Raw genomic sequence first — 16,423 nt, 5'->3', positions numbered from 1 at the left:
CGGTGGCATCGAAAGTGCTTGATACCGGCACTTGAATACCAGGCGCAGAGAACCCACCTGCGGGTCTCTCCACCGGAAATTTATGCGTTTTTATCCTCTCGCAGCGTTCGCCGCGCTGCTGCATGCCTATATTGGCTGGCGTATCGTGCCCGGTCTTGGGGCGTATCCGCGCCTGCAGGTGCTCATGCTGGCCTTGTTGGTGCTGTCTTCACTGCTGATGCCGCTGGGGCTGGCCGCCGGCCGCACGATGAAGCAGCCCTGGGCAGATCGCCTCAGCTGGATTGGCCTGCTGCTGATGGGACTGTTTTCATCGCTGTTTGTGATGACGCTGGTCCGCGATGCAGCCCTTCTTGTGCTGTGGCTGGCCAGCGCCGCCGGCCTGCCGCTGCCGCTTCAGTCGGTGAGCCGGGTATCGGCCGAGGCCGTGCCCGCGCTGGCCCTGCTGGTCACGGTGCTCGGTTTCCTCAATGCGCGCCGTACACCCGCAGTGGTACGGGTCGATGTACCCATCCATCGCCTGCCGTCTGCATTGCACGGCTTCACGGTGGCGCAGCTCAGCGACATCCACATCGGCCCCACCATCAAGCGCGCCTGGCTGCAGCGTATTGTCAGCAAGGTGAACGGCCTGGAGGCTGACATGGTGGCCGTGACCGGCGATCTGGTGGACGGCAGGGTGGCTGACCTCGCCGGGCATATTGCGCCGCTGGCAGACCTGAAATCGCGCCACGGCACCTATGTGGTGACCGGCAACCACGAGTACTACTCCGGCGCGCATGCCTGGGTAGCAGAGCTGCGGCGCATGGGCCTGACGGTGCTGATGAACGAGCATGTGGTGCTGCACCACGGCAAGCCCGCCAACACGGCCATGGTGCCCCACGGCGACCCGCAGGACGATTCGCAGATCATGGCGCCGCTGGTACTGGCCGGGGTTACTGACTACAGCGCCCACCATTTCGACGAATCCCACCGTAGCGACCCCAAGGCCGCGCTGGAGGGTGCGCCCCAGACAGCGCCCGTACGCCTGCTGCTGGCGCACCAGCCGCGCAGCGCCGCAGCAGCAGCAGAGGCGGGCTTTGACCTGCAACTGTCAGGCCATACGCATGGCGGCCAGTTTTATCCCTGGAACCTGTTTGTGCAGTTCCAGCAGCCCTTCTCGCACGGCCTGCACCGCCTGAAAGACCTGTGGGTCTACACCAGCCGCGGCACAGGCTATTGGGGGCCGCCCAAACGTTTTGGCGCGCCGTCGGAGATCAGCCTGATACGGCTGGTGACCGCCTGACACGCATTGCCAGCCACCGCACGGCGCCGATTTTGCTATTTATTTCATAGCTGCTCACGCACGTATTTATTGGTCTGAGGGCCGATTTGATGCCTGAAAATGGCCTGGTTTTTGCATTTTTCGATCCCAAATCGCCGTGAAACGCCTTCAGCGGCCGAAATGTTAATACCCAACTTAACTTTTGATGATTTTTTAACGTGTACATGAAAAATCAGGTTTAAGCAGCTGGATACGCACCAATTGGCGCTTCCCGGGCCTGGGTCAGCAACGACAAGGCTGCAACCCCATCTCTCAAGCTCCCGCTCCACGCGCCGCATTAAGTCATATGTATGCAGGCGAAACCGATTGAAACTCTTTGCAAGCTTTGCGCTTGCGCCGCGATTGGCCCTTACCCTAGCCTGAAATTCATCGCCAGCCCGTACCAGCCCTGATGGCGCTGGCGGCTGATGACCTGCGCATACCCACTTTCCGGAAGTGTCCTGCCGATGGCTTCACAATCCGACGTCCTTCAACCATGCCTTCAGGAGGCGGCCCACGCTGCCGGGTCGGCGCTGACGCAATGCATGGACGCGGCCGTCGCGGGGCTGCAGGATGCAGAGCTCAAAAGCATGAGGGTGGCCGAACGCGATGAACTGGCGCAGGCCTGGCGCACATTGCAGGACAGCAAGAATGCCTGGAGTACGCGCTACGCGGCAGAGCTCCTGTGCGCCTTCGGTGAGTGCGCCAACATTGCCGCAGCCGAGGTGCGGCTGCAGCACCTGCCGAAATCTGATTCCGCAGGCAGCACCACTCCCCCAAGAAGTGCCGGCCGGCTGCTGGGCACGGAAACATTTTCACTGGTCGATGATGCCGATGTCACCCAGGCCATCGCGTCATCACGCCTGCTGCAGCAAATCCTGCCACGTGTGGAGCAGACACTGGCCGAACTCGACAGCCTGATCAGCTCGGCGCAGGGGCTGGCCAACGTCAGGCCCGAGCTCAACCCCTTGCGCCCGGAGATATTTGCGCGTGTATTGCAGGACATCATGGCCGGCAGCCAGGGCGACGCGGCCATGATGGCGCTGTGGATCAGACACCTGGCCGAACCCCTGACGCGCGAGATACAGAAGATTTACGGCCGCGTCATTCACCGGCTGGAGCTGGCGCATGTACAGGCCGCCCACTACCGGGTGCTGCAGACGCCCGCTGGCAGGCAGGGGCAGGGCGCAGGCGGCAGCAAGGCCGGGGCTCGCGGCGCACCCGGCGATGCAGGCGAAAGCGAACAAGGGTGGAAGCAGCCCTCGCAATACGCCGACCTCTCGAACTATGAAATCAGGGACGAGCTGTTTCAGGAGTTCTTGTTTCACGGCGGCAGCAACGCGCAGCAGGGGCTGGCGCCTTCTTACTACGCCACCGTCGAAGAAGAGCTCAGCTCACTGAAAGCCGCACCGGATTCTGCAGCTGCCGAACTGCAGGGTACAGAACCCGCCGAAGAAGACGACATCAGCTACAGGGCCCTGGCAGCCGTCGACAGGCCGGCACGGCATGTGGATGTATCAAGCCCGCTGAGCCCGAAAGTCTGGGGCAGCTATGGCCGCTCGCGCGAGCGCGCCATCGTGCGCACGCAGCTCAAAAAGGAGGCCACCCAGGTCGGCCAGGTGCTGGGCCTGGAGGTGGTGCGCAAGCTGGTCAACCAGGTGGCGCAGGACCTGCGCCTGCTGGTGCCTGTGCGTGAGGCCATCGTGGCGCTGGAACCCTCTTTGCTGCGCCTGGCCATGGTGGACCCGCGCTTTTTCAGTGATGAGAGGCATGCGGGCCGCCGGCTGATGGAGCGCGTTGCGCAGCGCAGCTTCAAGTACAACGACGAATACAGCGCCGAATTTGCAGGCTTTTTTGCTGCGCTGACACGCGCCTTCAACGAGCTCAATGCGCTGGCGATCGCAGACGCACGGCCCTTCGCCATGGTGCTGGCCGGGCTGGAGCGCGCCTGGGATGAACAGGACCAGGCCGAATTTGAACGCCGGCAAAAGGTGCTCAAGGCACTGCACTTTGCCGAGGAGCGGCAGGAGCTCGCCGACCAGATTGCCTTCGACATGAGCTCGCGCTCCGACCTGGACAACGTGCCCGGCGTGGTGCTGGACTTCCTGTTTGGCCCCTGGTCACTGGCCATGGCCCACGCCAGGCTGACAGACACGCGCAACCAGGTGGACCCGGAGGGTTTTGGCTCCGTCGTGCCGGATCTGCTGTGGAGCGTCAAGCGCGACGTGACCCTCAAGCGCCCGGCACGCCTGATTGAGATGATTCCGGCTCTGCTTGAAAAGCTGCATGCCGGCCTGGACATGCTGGGCCAGAAGCCGCAGGAAAACGAGAAGTTTTTTGAGTCACTGATGAAACTGCACAGGCCGGTCCTCAAGCTCAGGCGGCTCAAGAGCATGCGCGACGCCGAGGAGTCAGGCGCCATGACGCTGGAGCCTGAAGAACTGCCGGCCACACCCGAACAGCGCCGCGCGAAAGCCGCCGGACAGCCCTGGCTGGGCCGCGACGAACTCGATGCCGCCGGTTTTGAAGACACGCTGCCAACCGCGCCCGGGGAGCTTGTGGCCATGGAAGAAGAGGAGGTGGCTGTGATGGCCAACCCCCAGCCCGCAGACCTGTCTGCAGCGCCTCATGAAAAAGACATCACTGGCCCAGGCGTCAGCAACCAGCAGGCGGAAGCCATGCTGATGCGGCTGCGCACCGGCCAGTGGGTTGACCTGTACTCAAAACACCGCTGGTTGCGCGCCCAGCTGATATGGGCCAGCACCAGGGCGACGTTGTTCATGTTCCTCAGCCACGGCGGCCAGCCGCACTCCATGACCAGGCGCAGCTGCGAAAAACTCATCATGCAGCGCTGGCTGCGGCCTGTTGATGCGCAGGCGGTGGTGGCACAGGCGCTCGACACCGTCACAGCAAACGCCAGTGCCAGAGCAAAAAGGAAGGCCGCAGTCCGCCCGGATTTTGAACCGTCGTCTGCGCCGCAGGACGAGTTTGAAACCGCCTGAAACCACCAACACACAAACGCGGTTTGGCGGCCTTGTCCGACGCGGCTTCTGGTACGGCCAGCGGGACAATCAGGTCATGACGAACATCAGCCCCAAAACGAATTTCTCTTTTGAAATCTTTTACGCCCAGGCGTCAAAGGGCAAACATGCCGGCGACGGCGTGATGCCAAACCTGGGCCCGGAGCTGCAGGGCCTGCTGGCTGCCAAGGACAGCGCGGCGAGAGTGATCGTCAGCGACAGCCACAAGGGCAGCAATAACCGGATTGTCGAGATCACCACCACCTTGCAGGACGCAGAACTGGCAGAGGTGCTGAAAGCCTTCAGCGAAAGCCACGGGCTGACGGTCAGCGCACTGGAATAACGCCCAGCAAACGCCAGATCGGTCAAGCCTGCCAGACGCCGTACCCGGCCTCGCGTAAACCAATGGCGAGTTCGACCTCCATATCCCGCGCCCCTTCGTAAGGCATGGGGTTGTACATCTCATAAAGCCTGGGCAAAAGCCGCACACCAAAGTCGAGCACATAGCGATTGGCCTGAATGCCGGCCTTGTGTTTGTCAAAGCGCACGTCCGGATCCAGCCCCGTCATCCCGACATAGACAAACGGTTTGCCAAGCACATAGTCCGGGTTGGCGCGCCGAAAACGCGCAATGTCCCAGACCTCGGGCGCGAGCTCGACAACATAGACGTGGTAGTGGTGACTGCGCGGTGCCCTGGCCATGGGTGCATCCTACAATCAGCAGCTGCCCACCGGCTGCGTGAGGCATATAACAACGAGGCCCCAACCCACCACATGCAATGGCCAACGCTTGACAGGCTTTCAGATATATCCATCGCACCTCGCGCAGTGCGCCCTGCAGCTCTGCCAGCGCTCTCTTCCATACCGTTTGTGCGTGATGACGCTGACGGCAAGTCGCTCTACTTCTCGCTTGACGAACTGCAAAGCCGCATGGACAAGCGCAAGCCCTGGCTGCTGGAGGTGGACTACACGCGGACCATGATGGGGTTTTTAATGTTCAGGCCTGCGCCAGCGCATATCGGCATGATCGGCCTTGGCGGCGGCTCACTGGCGAAATTCTGCTACCGGCACCTGCCCGCAAGCCGCATCACGGTGGCAGAGATCAACCCGCACATCATTGCACTGCGCTGCGAGTTCATGATTCCCGATGACGATCACCGGCTCACGGTGCTGCAATGCGACGGGGCGGCCTTTGTGGCGGAACAGGCGGACGGCCTTGACGCGCTGCTGGTGGACGGGTTCGATGAACAGGGGCAACCGCCTGCCCTGTGTTCACAGGCTTTTTATGATGATTGCGCACGCGCCCTGGGCCCCGATGGCGTGCTGGCGGTGAACCTGCACCATGACAGCCCCGACTACGCGCTGTGCCTGGCCCGCCTGCAAAGAAGTTTTGCCGGCAATGTGATCGAAGCAGCCGCGCTCGAGAAAAGCAACTGCATCGTGTTTGCGTCGCGTACGCTGCTGCCTTCGCGTCAGCGCCTGGACCTGCGCACAGCCCTGTCAGGCATGGACCGCGAGGCCAGAAAGCAGTTGCAGCCGGAGTTCGCCCGTATGGTGTGGTGCATGCGCAGCACCAGTGACGAGGACTGAGCAGCGCTTGAAGCGCTGCCACTCAGGCGTTCTGGGTGGTCGTTTCCTGTTCATCATTGAACTGCAGGGGCTGGTATGGCTCCTGGGCCTGTTGCCCCTGGCTTTGCGTTTGTGTTTGTGTTTGTATCTGGGCGCCCATCTGCTGGTCCATCTCTTCCTGCGCCGCCCGCACCACGCCGGCATCTTCCGGCAACCAGCTGGCTGACGTGACCAGGAGGTGTATGAAGTGCAGTTTGGCAACCACATTGAGCGGCAACACGAAGGGGTAAAAGTCCGGCTGGCCCATGCTGCGCGACATCTCGTTGAGCATGGTTGTCAGGCGCGTCCAGTCGTTCAGGAAATCAAGAAAATTCTGCGCCTCGGGGTGATCGGGCTGGTAAAGCGCATCAATGGTGAAGGGCGTGAACTCCAGAGGCGCACTGTCAGCCATCATGCCGAAGCTGAGTGCAGTGTCAATCGTGTCGCGCATGTGAAGGTAGTGCGCCCAGCATTCGGCCCAGTCTTCCCAGGGATGGGTGCTGGCGTAGGCACTGACGTACTGCAACCACCATTCGGCGGGCGGGCCCTGCTCGTAGTTCTGGCGCAAGGCGGCGAGGTAGTCAAGGTTTTCATCGCCGAAAAGCTGGTGAAAGCCGTCCATCCACGGGGTGCCGCTGACCAGCCTGTCCCAGTAGTAGTGGCCCACTTCATGCCGGAAATGGCCCAGCAGCGTGCGATAGGGCTCGCGCATGGCCTTGCGGACCGCCTCGCGCACGGCGTCATCGGCCTCCTGGAGGTTGAGCGTGATCAGGCCGGTGTTGTGGCCGGTCATGATGTGCGGGCCGTTGTCGGGTGAGCGCAGAAAATCGAACATCATGCCGCGTTCGGTGTCTTCGGTGATGCGCGAAGCGACCGGCAGGCCCAGCGCCAGAAGTGCCGAGATCAGCCGGCGTTTGGCCAGCTCAATACGCCCCCAGAGCAGGCCGTTGTCCGGGTGCTCCGGGTCATTGAGGTCGGGAATGATGCGGTTGAGGCGACAGGCCCGGCACAACAAAACAGGGTTGGCGCTGTTCAGCGATGTTTCTGTGGGGACCAGCCAGTTGCAGGCGGCCGGGGTCTGCAGGTTCACGCAACGCGTGTAGGCACGGGCGGGCGGCGGCAGCACATCATTGGTGTCGCTTTGAGGCTGAGGCTGCTCACCAGAATCTGCGTCGCTGGCCGGATCTGCCTGCCAGACCACCCAGGTATCTGCCACCTCGCCGGGCATGAGGGGCAGCAGGCGTGCCTGCTCGGGGTCATACCCCAGCGGCGTGCCACAGGCCAGGCATTCACTGTTGCGGAAAAAAACCGGCACACCGCATTTGCAGCGGTAGGCGCGACCAGCCAGGGACGCCAGATGTGGCGCCGGCGTGGGAGGGGTCGACGTCGGACCAGCAGGTGGGGATATTTGACTGTCAGGAGACATGAGTGGCAAGCGGCTTTGGGCTTTTCTGTTCGAACTGGATTGGCTCGTGAGCCCCGGGACGCATCAAGCGGGAGGGAACGGTCCGCAGCAAAGGTCAGGGCACGAATAATGGGGAGATTCAGTTTGCCACGGGCGGCATTTGGCACCATGGCGCTTTTGCCCCTTGCCTTGTCAGAAAGGACCGACGCCTTGTTTTGACCCATCGCGGTCAGCGGGCAGGCCCAAGCTTTTATCATTGGGGCTGTCATCGCGGTATTGCTGCGGTGTTTTCACTACACATCAACCCATAGCCAAGGAATCACCATGCCTACTTACCACATCGAAATGATGGAAGGCCGTACCGTCGAACAGAAGAAAAAACTGGTCGAGGCCATCACACAGGCCACGGTAGACATCCTGGGCAGCACGCCTGAATCCGTCGACATCCTCATCACCGACATCAAGCGCGAGAACTGGGCCACAGGCGGCAAGCTGTGGTCGGAACGCAGCTGACACCCGTCAGCGCAGGTCAGATCCCTGAATCTTCAAGACGCCCATTTTGAGCCGTCCCTCCTCACTGCCTGAAATGCGCGCCCTGTATGGCGAGCGCTACCGCTGGTTGCTGCTGCTGTCGGTGATGATAGGCACGATGGCATCCATCATGTCATCGACCATCATCAATGTGGCGATTCCCGACATGAGCCACCACTTTGTGCTGGGCCAGGACAGGGCGCAGTGGGTGACCTCCGGCTTCATGGTGGCCATGACGGTGTCCATGCTGACCACGCCGTGGCTGCTGGGGCGCTACGGTTACCGCTACACCTATGTGGGTACCATGGTTCTGCTTCTGGCCGGCGGCGTGGTGGGCGGGCTTGCCAACAACTTCAGCCTGGTGCTGGCCGCGCGGGTGGCCGAGGGCCTTGCCGCAGGCGTGGTGCAACCGATACCGGCCATCATCATCATGCGGGCCTTTGCGCCGCATGAGCAGGGACGCGCCAGCGGCCTGTTTGGCATGGGCGTGGTGCTGGCGCCCGCGATAGGCCCCAGCATTGGCGGTGTGCTGGTGGACCTGTTTGGCTGGCGCTCCATCTTTTTCATGGTGGTGCCGTTTTGCATCGTATCTATTTGGATGGCCTACCGCTATGTACCCATGACCTCACCGGGTGGCGCAACTGCCGACCGCAACGGCGCGGGGCTCGACTGGCGCGGCCTGGTGCTGGGGGCAGCGGGCACCCTGTGTCTGCTCAATGGCATGGTCGAGCTGCACGGCAACGACCGCGCCCAGGCCGTAGCCCTGCTGATTGCCGCCACATTGATTTTCGCGGGCTTTGTCTGGTGGCAGCGCCACCAGTCGGCCAACGGCGGTGCGCCGTTGATGAACATGGCGCTGTTCGGCTTCAGGCCTTTTGCGATGGGCAGCATGGTGGCCTTCATTTACGGCACGGCGCTGTTCGGATCAACCTATCTGCTGCCGGTCTATATGCAGCTGGGCCTGAACCTGTCGGCCTCGCATGTGGGCACCATACTGCTGCCCGCCGGTTTTGTGCTGGCCGTCACGATTGCAGGGGTGGGGCGACTCGCAGACAAGCAGCCGACCTGGTTGCTGGTGGGCACAGGCCTGGGGCTCCTGACTGCGTCTTTCGCGCTGATGACCACCATCACGCTGACATCGGGCCTGTGGATACTTGTCATGCTTTCCATCGTCGGCCGTATCGGACTGGGTTTTATCCTGCCCTCGCTCAACCTCGGCTCGCTGCGCCCGCTGCATGAAAGCCTGCTGTCGCAGGGCTCAAGCGCCATCAGTTTTGTGCGTATGCTGGGCGGCGCCATTGGCGTGAGCCTGTGCGGCATCGTGCTGGAATGGCGCCTGAGCGTGCATGGCGATTCACTGGTCAACCCGGTGAGCAGCCCGGCACGCCTGGCGGCCTTCAATGAATCGTTCATGATGCTGGCCGCCCTGTGCGCGCTGGCCATGCTGGCTGCGTGGCAACTGCGCGAACCGCCTGCGGCCGGTGCAGACGCGGCGGCGAAGGACTGACCATGTGCCAGCTACTGGGCATGAACTGCAACACGCCGACGGACGTGACCTTCAGCTTTCGCGGCTTTGCGCAGCGCGGCGGCAACACCGACCACCACGCTGACGGCTGGGGCATTGCGTTTTTTGAAGGTGATGCCTGCGAGGACTGCGACAGGGGGCTGCGGCACTTTGTGGATCACCAGCCCGCATCGACCTCGCCGGTGGCAGAGCTGATCAGCCGCTACCCCATCAAGAGCCGCAACGTCATCTCCCACATCCGCAAGGCAACCCAGGGCCGGGTGGCTCTTGAGAACTGCCACCCGTTCGTACGCGAACTCTGGGGCCGCTACTGGGTGTTTGCACACAATGGTGACCTTGCCGATTTTGCGCCACGCCTGCACGGCAATTTCAGGCCCGTAGGCACGACGGACAGCGAGCGCGCCTTCTGCTGGATCATGCAGGAGATGGCCAAATCGCATGCAGGCGTGCCCAGCGTTGAGGAACTGAGCATCACCCTGCGCGAACTCGCAGCCAAGATTGCCACGCACGGCACCTTCAACTTCCTGATGAGCAACGGCGAGGCTTTGTGGGCCCATGCGTCGTCAAAACCCGATTCGCAAATCCTGTATTACGTTGAGCGCAAACATCCGTTTGCCCATGCCACGCTGAGCGATGAAGACGTCAGCATCAATTTCGCTGACCACGCCGCCCGGACTGACAGGGTCGCCGTCGTGGTGACCGCGCCGCTAACCACCAACGAAAACTGGACGGCGTTTGCGCCGGGCGAACTCAAGGTGTTTGCAGGCGGTGCGCTGCTGGGCGCCTAGGCAGTCAAGGCCGCTTCGAGGGCATCGATAAACATCGCGGCCACGTCGAAGCCGGTCTGGTCATAAATTTCCTGGAAGCAGGTCGGGCTGGTGACGTTGATCTCGGTCACCGAGTCACCAATCACATCAATCCCCGCCAGCAGCAGGCCACGCGCAGCCAGAACCGGCCCCAGTGTGTTGCCGATCTCGGCATCGCGCGCCGACAGCGGCTGCGCCACCCCCTTGCCCCCGGCCGCCAGGTTGCCGCGCACTTCCCCGCCCTGGGGAATGCGCGCCAGGCTGTAAGGCACAGGCTTGCCGCCTATGACCAGCACGCGCTTGTCGCCCTGCGCAATGGCGGGCAGGAACTTCTGCACCATCACGCTTTGTGCGCCGCCCTTGTTCAGGGTCTCGATGATGCCGCCCAGGTTCATGCCCTCATCTGTGACGCGGAAGATGCCCATGCCGCCCATGCCGTCCAGCGGCTTGAGGATGATGTCCCTGTGCTCGGCGTGAAAGCGCCTGATGTCGGCGGCGTTGCGGGTGACCAGCGTCGGGCCGCTGAACTGAGAGAACTCCAGCAGCGCCAGTTTTTCAGGGTGGTCGCGCAGGGCGCGCGGCTTGTTGAAGACTTTTGCGCCTTCACGTTCGGCCTGCTCCAGCAGGTGGGTGCTGTAGAAAAACTCGCTGTCAAACGGCGGGTCCTTGCGCATCAGCACGGCGTCGAAACCGGAGAGCACTTCAAGCTGGTCGGGGCGCCTGTCATCAGCCACAAACCAGCTGACAGGTTCGCCCGTGAGAGTGATGTGGCGCACATGCGCGCTGACCTTGCCGCCGGTCTGCCAGCTGATGTCCTGCGTCTCGCAGGCGCTGATGCGGTGGCCGCGCTTTTGCGCCTCGCGCATCATGACAAAGGTAGTGTCCTTGTAGATCTTGAAGGATTCGAGCGGGTCGGCGACAAAAAGAATGTTCATGGCTACACGTGTTGGATGCGCCGGGAGCGGCAGTGCGCCCTATTGTTCTACAAAGCGCATCACCGCACAGCCGCCGGGTTCTTCATATCTCGATCTTGCTGCCCAGCTCGACCACCGCGTTGTTCGGCAGGTTCAGAAAATCCGCCGCACCGCTGGCGTTGTGGTGCATCTGCGCGAAGAGCTTTTCGCGCCAGGTCGCCATGCCGCCGCCAATGGTCGGCACCACGGTGTCGCGCGACAGGAAGTAGCTGGTGTTCATGGCTTCGAGCTCGCACCCGCGGCCCTTGATCTGCTGCAGCGCCTTGGGCAGATCAGGGTCGTTCTTGAAGCCGTAATGCACCTTGACCTGCCAGCAATCATGCCCGAGCGATTCGATTTCCAGCCGCTTGTTCATGCCTATCCAGGGCACCTCGTGATTGCGCACGGTGACAAACAGGTTCTGCTCGTGCAATACCTTGTTGTGCTTGAGGTTGTGCAGCAGGGCGTTGGGCACGGTGCCGGGTTCGGCGGTCAGAAAGACCGCCGTGCCTTCAACCCGCGCAGGCGGGCTGACGAACACCGCATCCAGAAAGCTTGGCAGGTCGATCGCGTCGGTGCGCAGCTTCTCGTTGAGGATGTAACGCCCTTCCTTCCAGGTGATCATGAGCGTGAACACCACGCCGCCTATCAGCAGCGGGAACCAGCCGCCGGCAAACAGCTTCATCAGGTTGGAGGCAAAGAAGGCGAAATCGACCACAAAGAACACGCCTGTGGCCGCGATGCAGAGGCCGAGCGGGTAGTTCCAGCCGTAACGGATCACAAAGAAAGTCAGCACGGTGGTGATCAGCATGTCGGTACACACGGCGATGCCGTATGCCGCTGCGAGGTTGCTGGAAGAGCGGAACATGACAACCGCCAGCACGATGGTGACGAACAGGCCCCAGTTCACAAAGGGCATGTAGATCTGGCCGGTGTCGCGCACGCTGGTGTGCTGGATGTTCAGGCGCGGCAGATAGCCCATCTGTATCGCCTGCTTGGTGACGCTGAAGGCGCCGGTGATCAGCGCCTGCGATGCAATCACCGTGGCCAGCGTGGCCAGGCCGACCAGCGGCAGCAGCGCCCATGCCGGCGCCATCAGGTAGAAGGGGTTTTTGACGGCGTCGGGGTTACTCAGCAGCAGCGCGCCCTGGCCGAAATAATTGAGCACCAGGCAGGGCATGACCACGGTGAACCAGGCCAGGCGAATCGGCCGCTTGCCGAAGTGGCCCAGATCGGCATACAGCGCCTCGGCGCCCGTGACGCACAGCACCACGGCGCCCAGGATGATGAAGGTGGTGCCAGGGTTGTCCCACATGAAACGCAGCGCGTAATGCGGGCTGACGGCATACAGAATTTCGGGATGGGTGACGATCTGCGACACGCCGAGCAGGGCGATCACGCCGAACCAGACCAGCGTGACAGGGCCAAAAAGCTTGCCTATGCCCGCAGTCCCGTGCTTTTGCACGGCAAACAGGCCAAACAGGATGACCAGCGTGATGGGAATGACACCCTGCTTGAAGGCCGGCGACACGACTTCAAGCCCCTCAACCGCCGAGAGCACCGAAATCGCCGGGGTAATGACGCCATCACCATAAAAAAGCGATGTGCCGAAGATGCCGACGATCAGCAGCACGCGGCGCAGCCGGGGTCTGTCCTTGACGGCGGTTGACGCCAGCGCCAGCATGGCAATCAGGCCGCCTTCACCATTGTTGTCCGCGCGCAGCACCAGCGCGACGTACTTGATGGACACGATGACCGTCAGCGTCCAGAAAAAGATGGAGAGGATGCCGTAAACGTTTTCTGGTGTGAAGGGTACATGGCCTGAACCAAACACTTCCTTCATGGCATACAGAACGCTGGTGCCGATGTCGCCGTAGACGACACCAATGGCGCCCAGGGTGAGCGCCGCAAGAGATGATTTTTTACTTGACACAAAAACTTCCCGCCTTTGGCTGTGGCGGTCTGCGGGCTTCAGGGCCTGCGGCAGACCCGGCCGGCAGCGGCGGGAATGGTTACCTTTGGGAACGCTATTTTGCGCCTCCGCAAGGGGCTTACAAGTCGGCCTGAACCCCTAAAAGCGAACTATTGGCGGCTTTGTTGCACCGCAACAACTTGTAACGGGCATCGGCCTGTCGGGATGCGCTGCAGGCATTAAAAAAGCCCCTTTCGGGGCTTTGCGGGCTCTTTTTTGGTTCTCAGTCGTAAACCTCGGCATCCGGGTCTGTCGCTTCCAGCTCATAACTGGCGGCCAGCATGGCCAGGCGGCCGATCACGCCATACATATAGAAGCGGTTGGGGCTGCTGGAGCCTGGTTTTTCACCCGGCTGCGGCAGGCGGCCGCTGTCCGCAAAGGCCAGCGGCACAAAACTGGCGCCGGGGGCGTTGAGGTTTTCGTCGATGCCGCGGTCGGGGTGCACGCGGTAGAAGCCACCCACCACATAACGGTCCATCATGTAGACCACCGGTTCGGCCACGGCGTCCTGCACGCGCTCGTTGGTCAGCACGCCTTCCTGGATGATGACTTCGGTCAGCGGCTGGCCGTCCTTGGTGGTGCTCATCTTGTTTTTGGTCTTGCGGTTCAGCGTTTCAAGGTCCTTGACGTCGCGCACGGTCATGATGCCCATGCCGTAGGTGCCGTTGTCGGCCTTGACAATGACAAACGGCTTTTCGTTGATGCCGTATTCCTTGTACTTGCGGCGAATCTTGTTGAGCAGCGCATCGACGTTGGTGGTCAGGCACTCCATGCCACCGCCTTCGGCGATGTTGACGTCACTGCACTTTTCAAACATCGGGTTGATCAGCCAGGGGTCTATGCCCAGCAGCTTGCCGAAGCGCTTGGAGATTTCTTCATAGGCCTTGGCGTGGCGCGACTTGCGGCGCACCGACCAGCTGGCATGGGTGGGTGGCAGCAAATACTGCTCGTTGAGGTCTTCCAGGATGCCGGGAATGCCGGCCGACAGGTCGTTGTTCAGCAGGATGGTGCAGGGGTCGAAATCCTTGAGCCCCAGGCGGCGGTCAGTGCGGATCAGCGGCTCTATGGTGATGGTTTCGCCGGTCGGCAGGGTCACCGTGGTCGGCTCCTTGATCTCGGAGGACAGCGACCCAAAACGCACATTCAGGCCGGCCTGGTTGAAGATGCGCTTGAGCTGCAGCACATTGGACAGGTAGAAGCTGTTGCGTGTGTGGTTCTCGGGCACGATCAGCAGGTTGCGCGCCTCGGGGCAGATTTTTTCAATCGCAGCCATGGCGGCCTGCACGGCCAGCGGCAGCATCTCGGGCGTCAGGTTGTTCCATCCGCCGGGAAAAAGGTTGGTGTCGACAGGCGCGAGCTTGAAGCCGGCGTTGCGGACGTCCACAGAGCTGTAAAACGGCGGTGTGTGCTCCATCCACTCCAGACGGAACCAGCGCTCAATCGCCGGCATGGAGTCAAGGATGCGCTGTTCAAGTTCGTTGATGGGGCCGTTCAGGGCGGTGATGAGATGCGGAACCATGCGGCCACTTTCGATTGAGGATTTTGTTATGCGGTGTGGCTATAACACTCTTGATTTTAGGGATGTTGGGGCTTGGCCCTGAGGTTACAAGGGGTAACGGCGATGGTGCGAGAAAGTAAACCGCCGCAGGTGTGAGGGCACAACGGGGTGTAACGACAACAGCGAGCCACAACTTTTTGCCTGGGTTTGCCCGGACAGTTGCCGTTTGACCATCTCAGCAAATTTTAATATATACGGCAAAAATTTAGCGTGTACGCTAAAAATTGGCAAAAAGTTAACTCCCATATTAACTTTTTGGGATTGGAGGCCGCTTTCTGCCCGCAGGGGCATCAAAAACAGCCCAAAAAGGCCATTTTCAGGTGCCAAATCGGCCTCCAGACCAATAAATACGCACGTCGGCAGCTACAGAATTAATAGCAAAAAAGCTGGCCCAAGCCCCTGCGGACGAACCGCCTGGCGCTCAGACCCGCACTTCGCCGTTGCCCAGCACCACATATTTCAGCGAAGTCAGGCCTTCAATGCCCACCGGGCCGCGGGCGTGGAACTTGTCGGTCGAAATGCCTATTTCAGCGCCCAGGCCAAACTCGAAACCGTCTGCGAAGCGGGTGCTCGCATTCACCATGACGCTTGCTGAATCAACCTCGCGCAGGAAGCGCTGGGCATTCATGTGGTCACGCGTGATGATGGCGTCGGTGTGGTGGCTGGAGTACTGGTTGATGTGGGCTATCGCTTCATCGATGCCCGCCACCACCTTGATGCTGATGATGGGCGCCAGGTATTCCTCATACCAGTCCTGCTCGGTCGCGGCGCTGATGCTGGCTTTGGCCGCGATGGCGGGCTGGGCCTTCAGGATCTCGCTGGCGGCTGCGTCGCAGCGCATCTCCACGCCCTTGTCGGCATAGATGGCGGCGATTTTCGGCAGGAATTCCGCCGCCACGCCTTTGGCGACCAGCAAGCCTTCGCTGGCGTTGCAGGGGCTGTACTTGTTGGTCTTGGCGTTGTCGGCCACCGTCACGGCCATGGCGATGTCGCAGGGGTCGTCGACATAAACGTGGCAGTTGCCGTCCAGGTGCTTGATCACTGGCACCTTCGCGTCACGGCTGATGCGTTCGATCAGGCCCTTGCCGCCGCGAGGGATGATGACGTCCACATATTGCGGCATGGCGATGAGCTGGCCCACCACCTCGCGGTCGGTGGTCTGCACCAGTTGCACCGCGTCGGCGGGCAGGCCACTTTCCAGCAGCGCCTGCTGCACCAGCTGGGCCAGTGCCTTGTTGGACTCGATCGCCTCCGAACCGCCACGCAGGATGCAGGCGTTACCGCTCTTGATCGACAGGCTGGCCGCCTCGATGGTCACGTTCGGGCGGCTCTCGAAAATCATGCCGAACACACCAATCGGCACGCGCATCTGCCCGACGCGAATGCCGCTGGGCTGCTGCTTCATGCCAATGATCTCGCCAATCACATCCGCCATCGCAGCCAGCTGCTCGCAGCCCTGCGCGCAGGTTTCCAGCACCTTGGGCGTCAGCTTGAGCCGGTCCACCATGGGCGCGGACAGGCCGTTGGCAATTGCCCGCTCAATGTCTTTGGCGTTGTCCGCCTGCAGCGCCTGGGTGTTCTCGCGCAGCAGTCGCGCCAGTGTGCGAAGCGCTGCGTTTTTAGTCGCCGACTGCGCACGCGCCATAAGGGCAGAAGCCACTTTTGCCTGCGAACCCAGAGTGTGGGTGTATTCGGTGATGTTGGTCGCGTTCATCACCGGATTTTCGCAGATTGGGCGGGATTTGGGGT

General features: G+C 61.7%; 13 protein-coding genes. 7 read left to right on the top strand and 6 right to left on the bottom strand.

The window, feature by feature from the left end:
• Positions 1 to 82: 82 nt before the first annotated feature.
• From HYX42_RS15910 to HYX42_RS15900, 3 genes are all read left to right on the top strand, one after another.
• Positions 83 to 1,279, top strand: a complete 1,197-nt coding sequence (locus HYX42_RS15910; RefSeq protein WP_293404759.1) for a metallophosphoesterase — start codon at positions 83 to 85, stop codon at positions 1,277 to 1,279.
• A gap of 485 nt (positions 1,280 to 1,764) precedes the next feature.
• A complete protein-coding gene (locus tag HYX42_RS15905; RefSeq protein WP_293404757.1) occupies positions 1,765 to 4,299 on the top strand; it encodes a DUF1631 family protein in 2,535 nt (844 codons plus the stop codon).
• A gap of 76 nt (positions 4,300 to 4,375) precedes the next feature.
• Positions 4,376 to 4,660 (top strand): hypothetical protein, encoded by a 285-nt coding sequence (locus HYX42_RS15900; protein WP_293404755.1) that lies wholly within the window; start codon positions 4,376 to 4,378, stop codon positions 4,658 to 4,660.
• Positions 4,661 to 4,682: 22 nt separating this feature from the next.
• Here the strand turns inward: HYX42_RS15900 and HYX42_RS15895 are convergent, their stop codons facing one another.
• The gene (locus HYX42_RS15895; RefSeq protein WP_293404753.1) at positions 4,683 to 5,018 is read right to left on the bottom strand and encodes a hypothetical protein; all 336 of its coding nucleotides are present in this window, start codon (positions 5,016 to 5,018) and stop codon (positions 4,683 to 4,685) included.
• A 72-nt stretch (positions 5,019 to 5,090) separates the two neighbouring features.
• Between HYX42_RS15895 and HYX42_RS15890 the strand changes: the two genes are divergently transcribed.
• On the top strand, positions 5,091 to 5,906 hold the full coding sequence (locus tag HYX42_RS15890) for a fused MFS/spermidine synthase (RefSeq protein WP_293404751.1): 816 nt from the start codon (positions 5,091 to 5,093) through the stop codon (positions 5,904 to 5,906).
• A gap of 22 nt (positions 5,907 to 5,928) precedes the next feature.
• Here the strand turns inward: HYX42_RS15890 and HYX42_RS15885 are convergent, their stop codons facing one another.
• Positions 5,929 to 7,272 (bottom strand): putative zinc-binding metallopeptidase, encoded by a 1,344-nt coding sequence (locus HYX42_RS15885; protein ID WP_293405434.1) that lies wholly within the window; start codon positions 7,270 to 7,272, stop codon positions 5,929 to 5,931.
• Between the two features lie 381 nt (positions 7,273 to 7,653).
• Between HYX42_RS15885 and HYX42_RS15880 the strand changes: the two genes are divergently transcribed.
• The 3 genes from HYX42_RS15880 to HYX42_RS15870 all read left to right on the top strand — a co-directional run bounded on the left by HYX42_RS15880 (position 7,654) and on the right by HYX42_RS15870 (position 10,173).
• The gene (locus HYX42_RS15880; RefSeq protein WP_293404749.1) at positions 7,654 to 7,842 is read left to right on the top strand and encodes a 4-oxalocrotonate tautomerase; all 189 of its coding nucleotides are present in this window, start codon (positions 7,654 to 7,656) and stop codon (positions 7,840 to 7,842) included.
• Positions 7,843 to 7,915: 73 nt separating this feature from the next.
• Positions 7,916 to 9,367, top strand: coding sequence for an MFS transporter (locus HYX42_RS15875; RefSeq protein WP_293405432.1), 1,452 nt, complete (start codon positions 7,916 to 7,918; stop codon positions 9,365 to 9,367).
• Positions 9,368 to 9,369: 2 nt separating this feature from the next.
• The gene (locus HYX42_RS15870) at positions 9,370 to 10,173 is read left to right on the top strand and encodes a class II glutamine amidotransferase (RefSeq protein ID WP_293404747.1); all 804 of its coding nucleotides are present in this window, start codon (positions 9,370 to 9,372) and stop codon (positions 10,171 to 10,173) included.
• Here the strand turns inward: HYX42_RS15870 and gshB are convergent.
• From gshB to HYX42_RS15850, 4 genes are all read right to left on the bottom strand, one after another.
• On the bottom strand, positions 10,170 to 11,126 hold the full coding sequence (gene gshB / locus HYX42_RS15865) for a glutathione synthase (RefSeq protein WP_293404745.1): 957 nt from the start codon (positions 11,124 to 11,126) through the stop codon (positions 10,170 to 10,172). The two genes, HYX42_RS15870 and gshB, sit on opposite strands and share 4 nt — an antisense overlap.
• Positions 11,127 to 11,208: 82 nt before the next feature.
• Positions 11,209 to 13,077 (bottom strand): potassium transporter Kup, encoded by a 1,869-nt coding sequence (locus HYX42_RS15860; RefSeq protein ID WP_293404743.1) that lies wholly within the window; start codon positions 13,075 to 13,077, stop codon positions 11,209 to 11,211.
• 262 nt (positions 13,078 to 13,339) lie between these two features.
• Positions 13,340 to 14,635, bottom strand: coding sequence for a glutamate--cysteine ligase (gshA, locus tag HYX42_RS15855; protein WP_293404741.1), 1,296 nt, complete (start codon positions 14,633 to 14,635; stop codon positions 13,340 to 13,342).
• Between the two features lie 460 nt (positions 14,636 to 15,095).
• Positions 15,096 to 16,388 (bottom strand): glutamate-5-semialdehyde dehydrogenase, encoded by a 1,293-nt coding sequence (locus tag HYX42_RS15850; protein WP_293404739.1) that lies wholly within the window; start codon positions 16,386 to 16,388, stop codon positions 15,096 to 15,098.
• Positions 16,389 to 16,423 lie beyond the last annotated feature (35 nt).

The sequence above is a fragment of the Polaromonas sp. genome, assembly GCF_016185115.1.
GTDB lineage: Bacteria > Pseudomonadota > Gammaproteobacteria > Burkholderiales > Burkholderiaceae_C > Polaromonas.
This window is presented reverse-complemented; position numbering and strand designations above follow the sequence as displayed.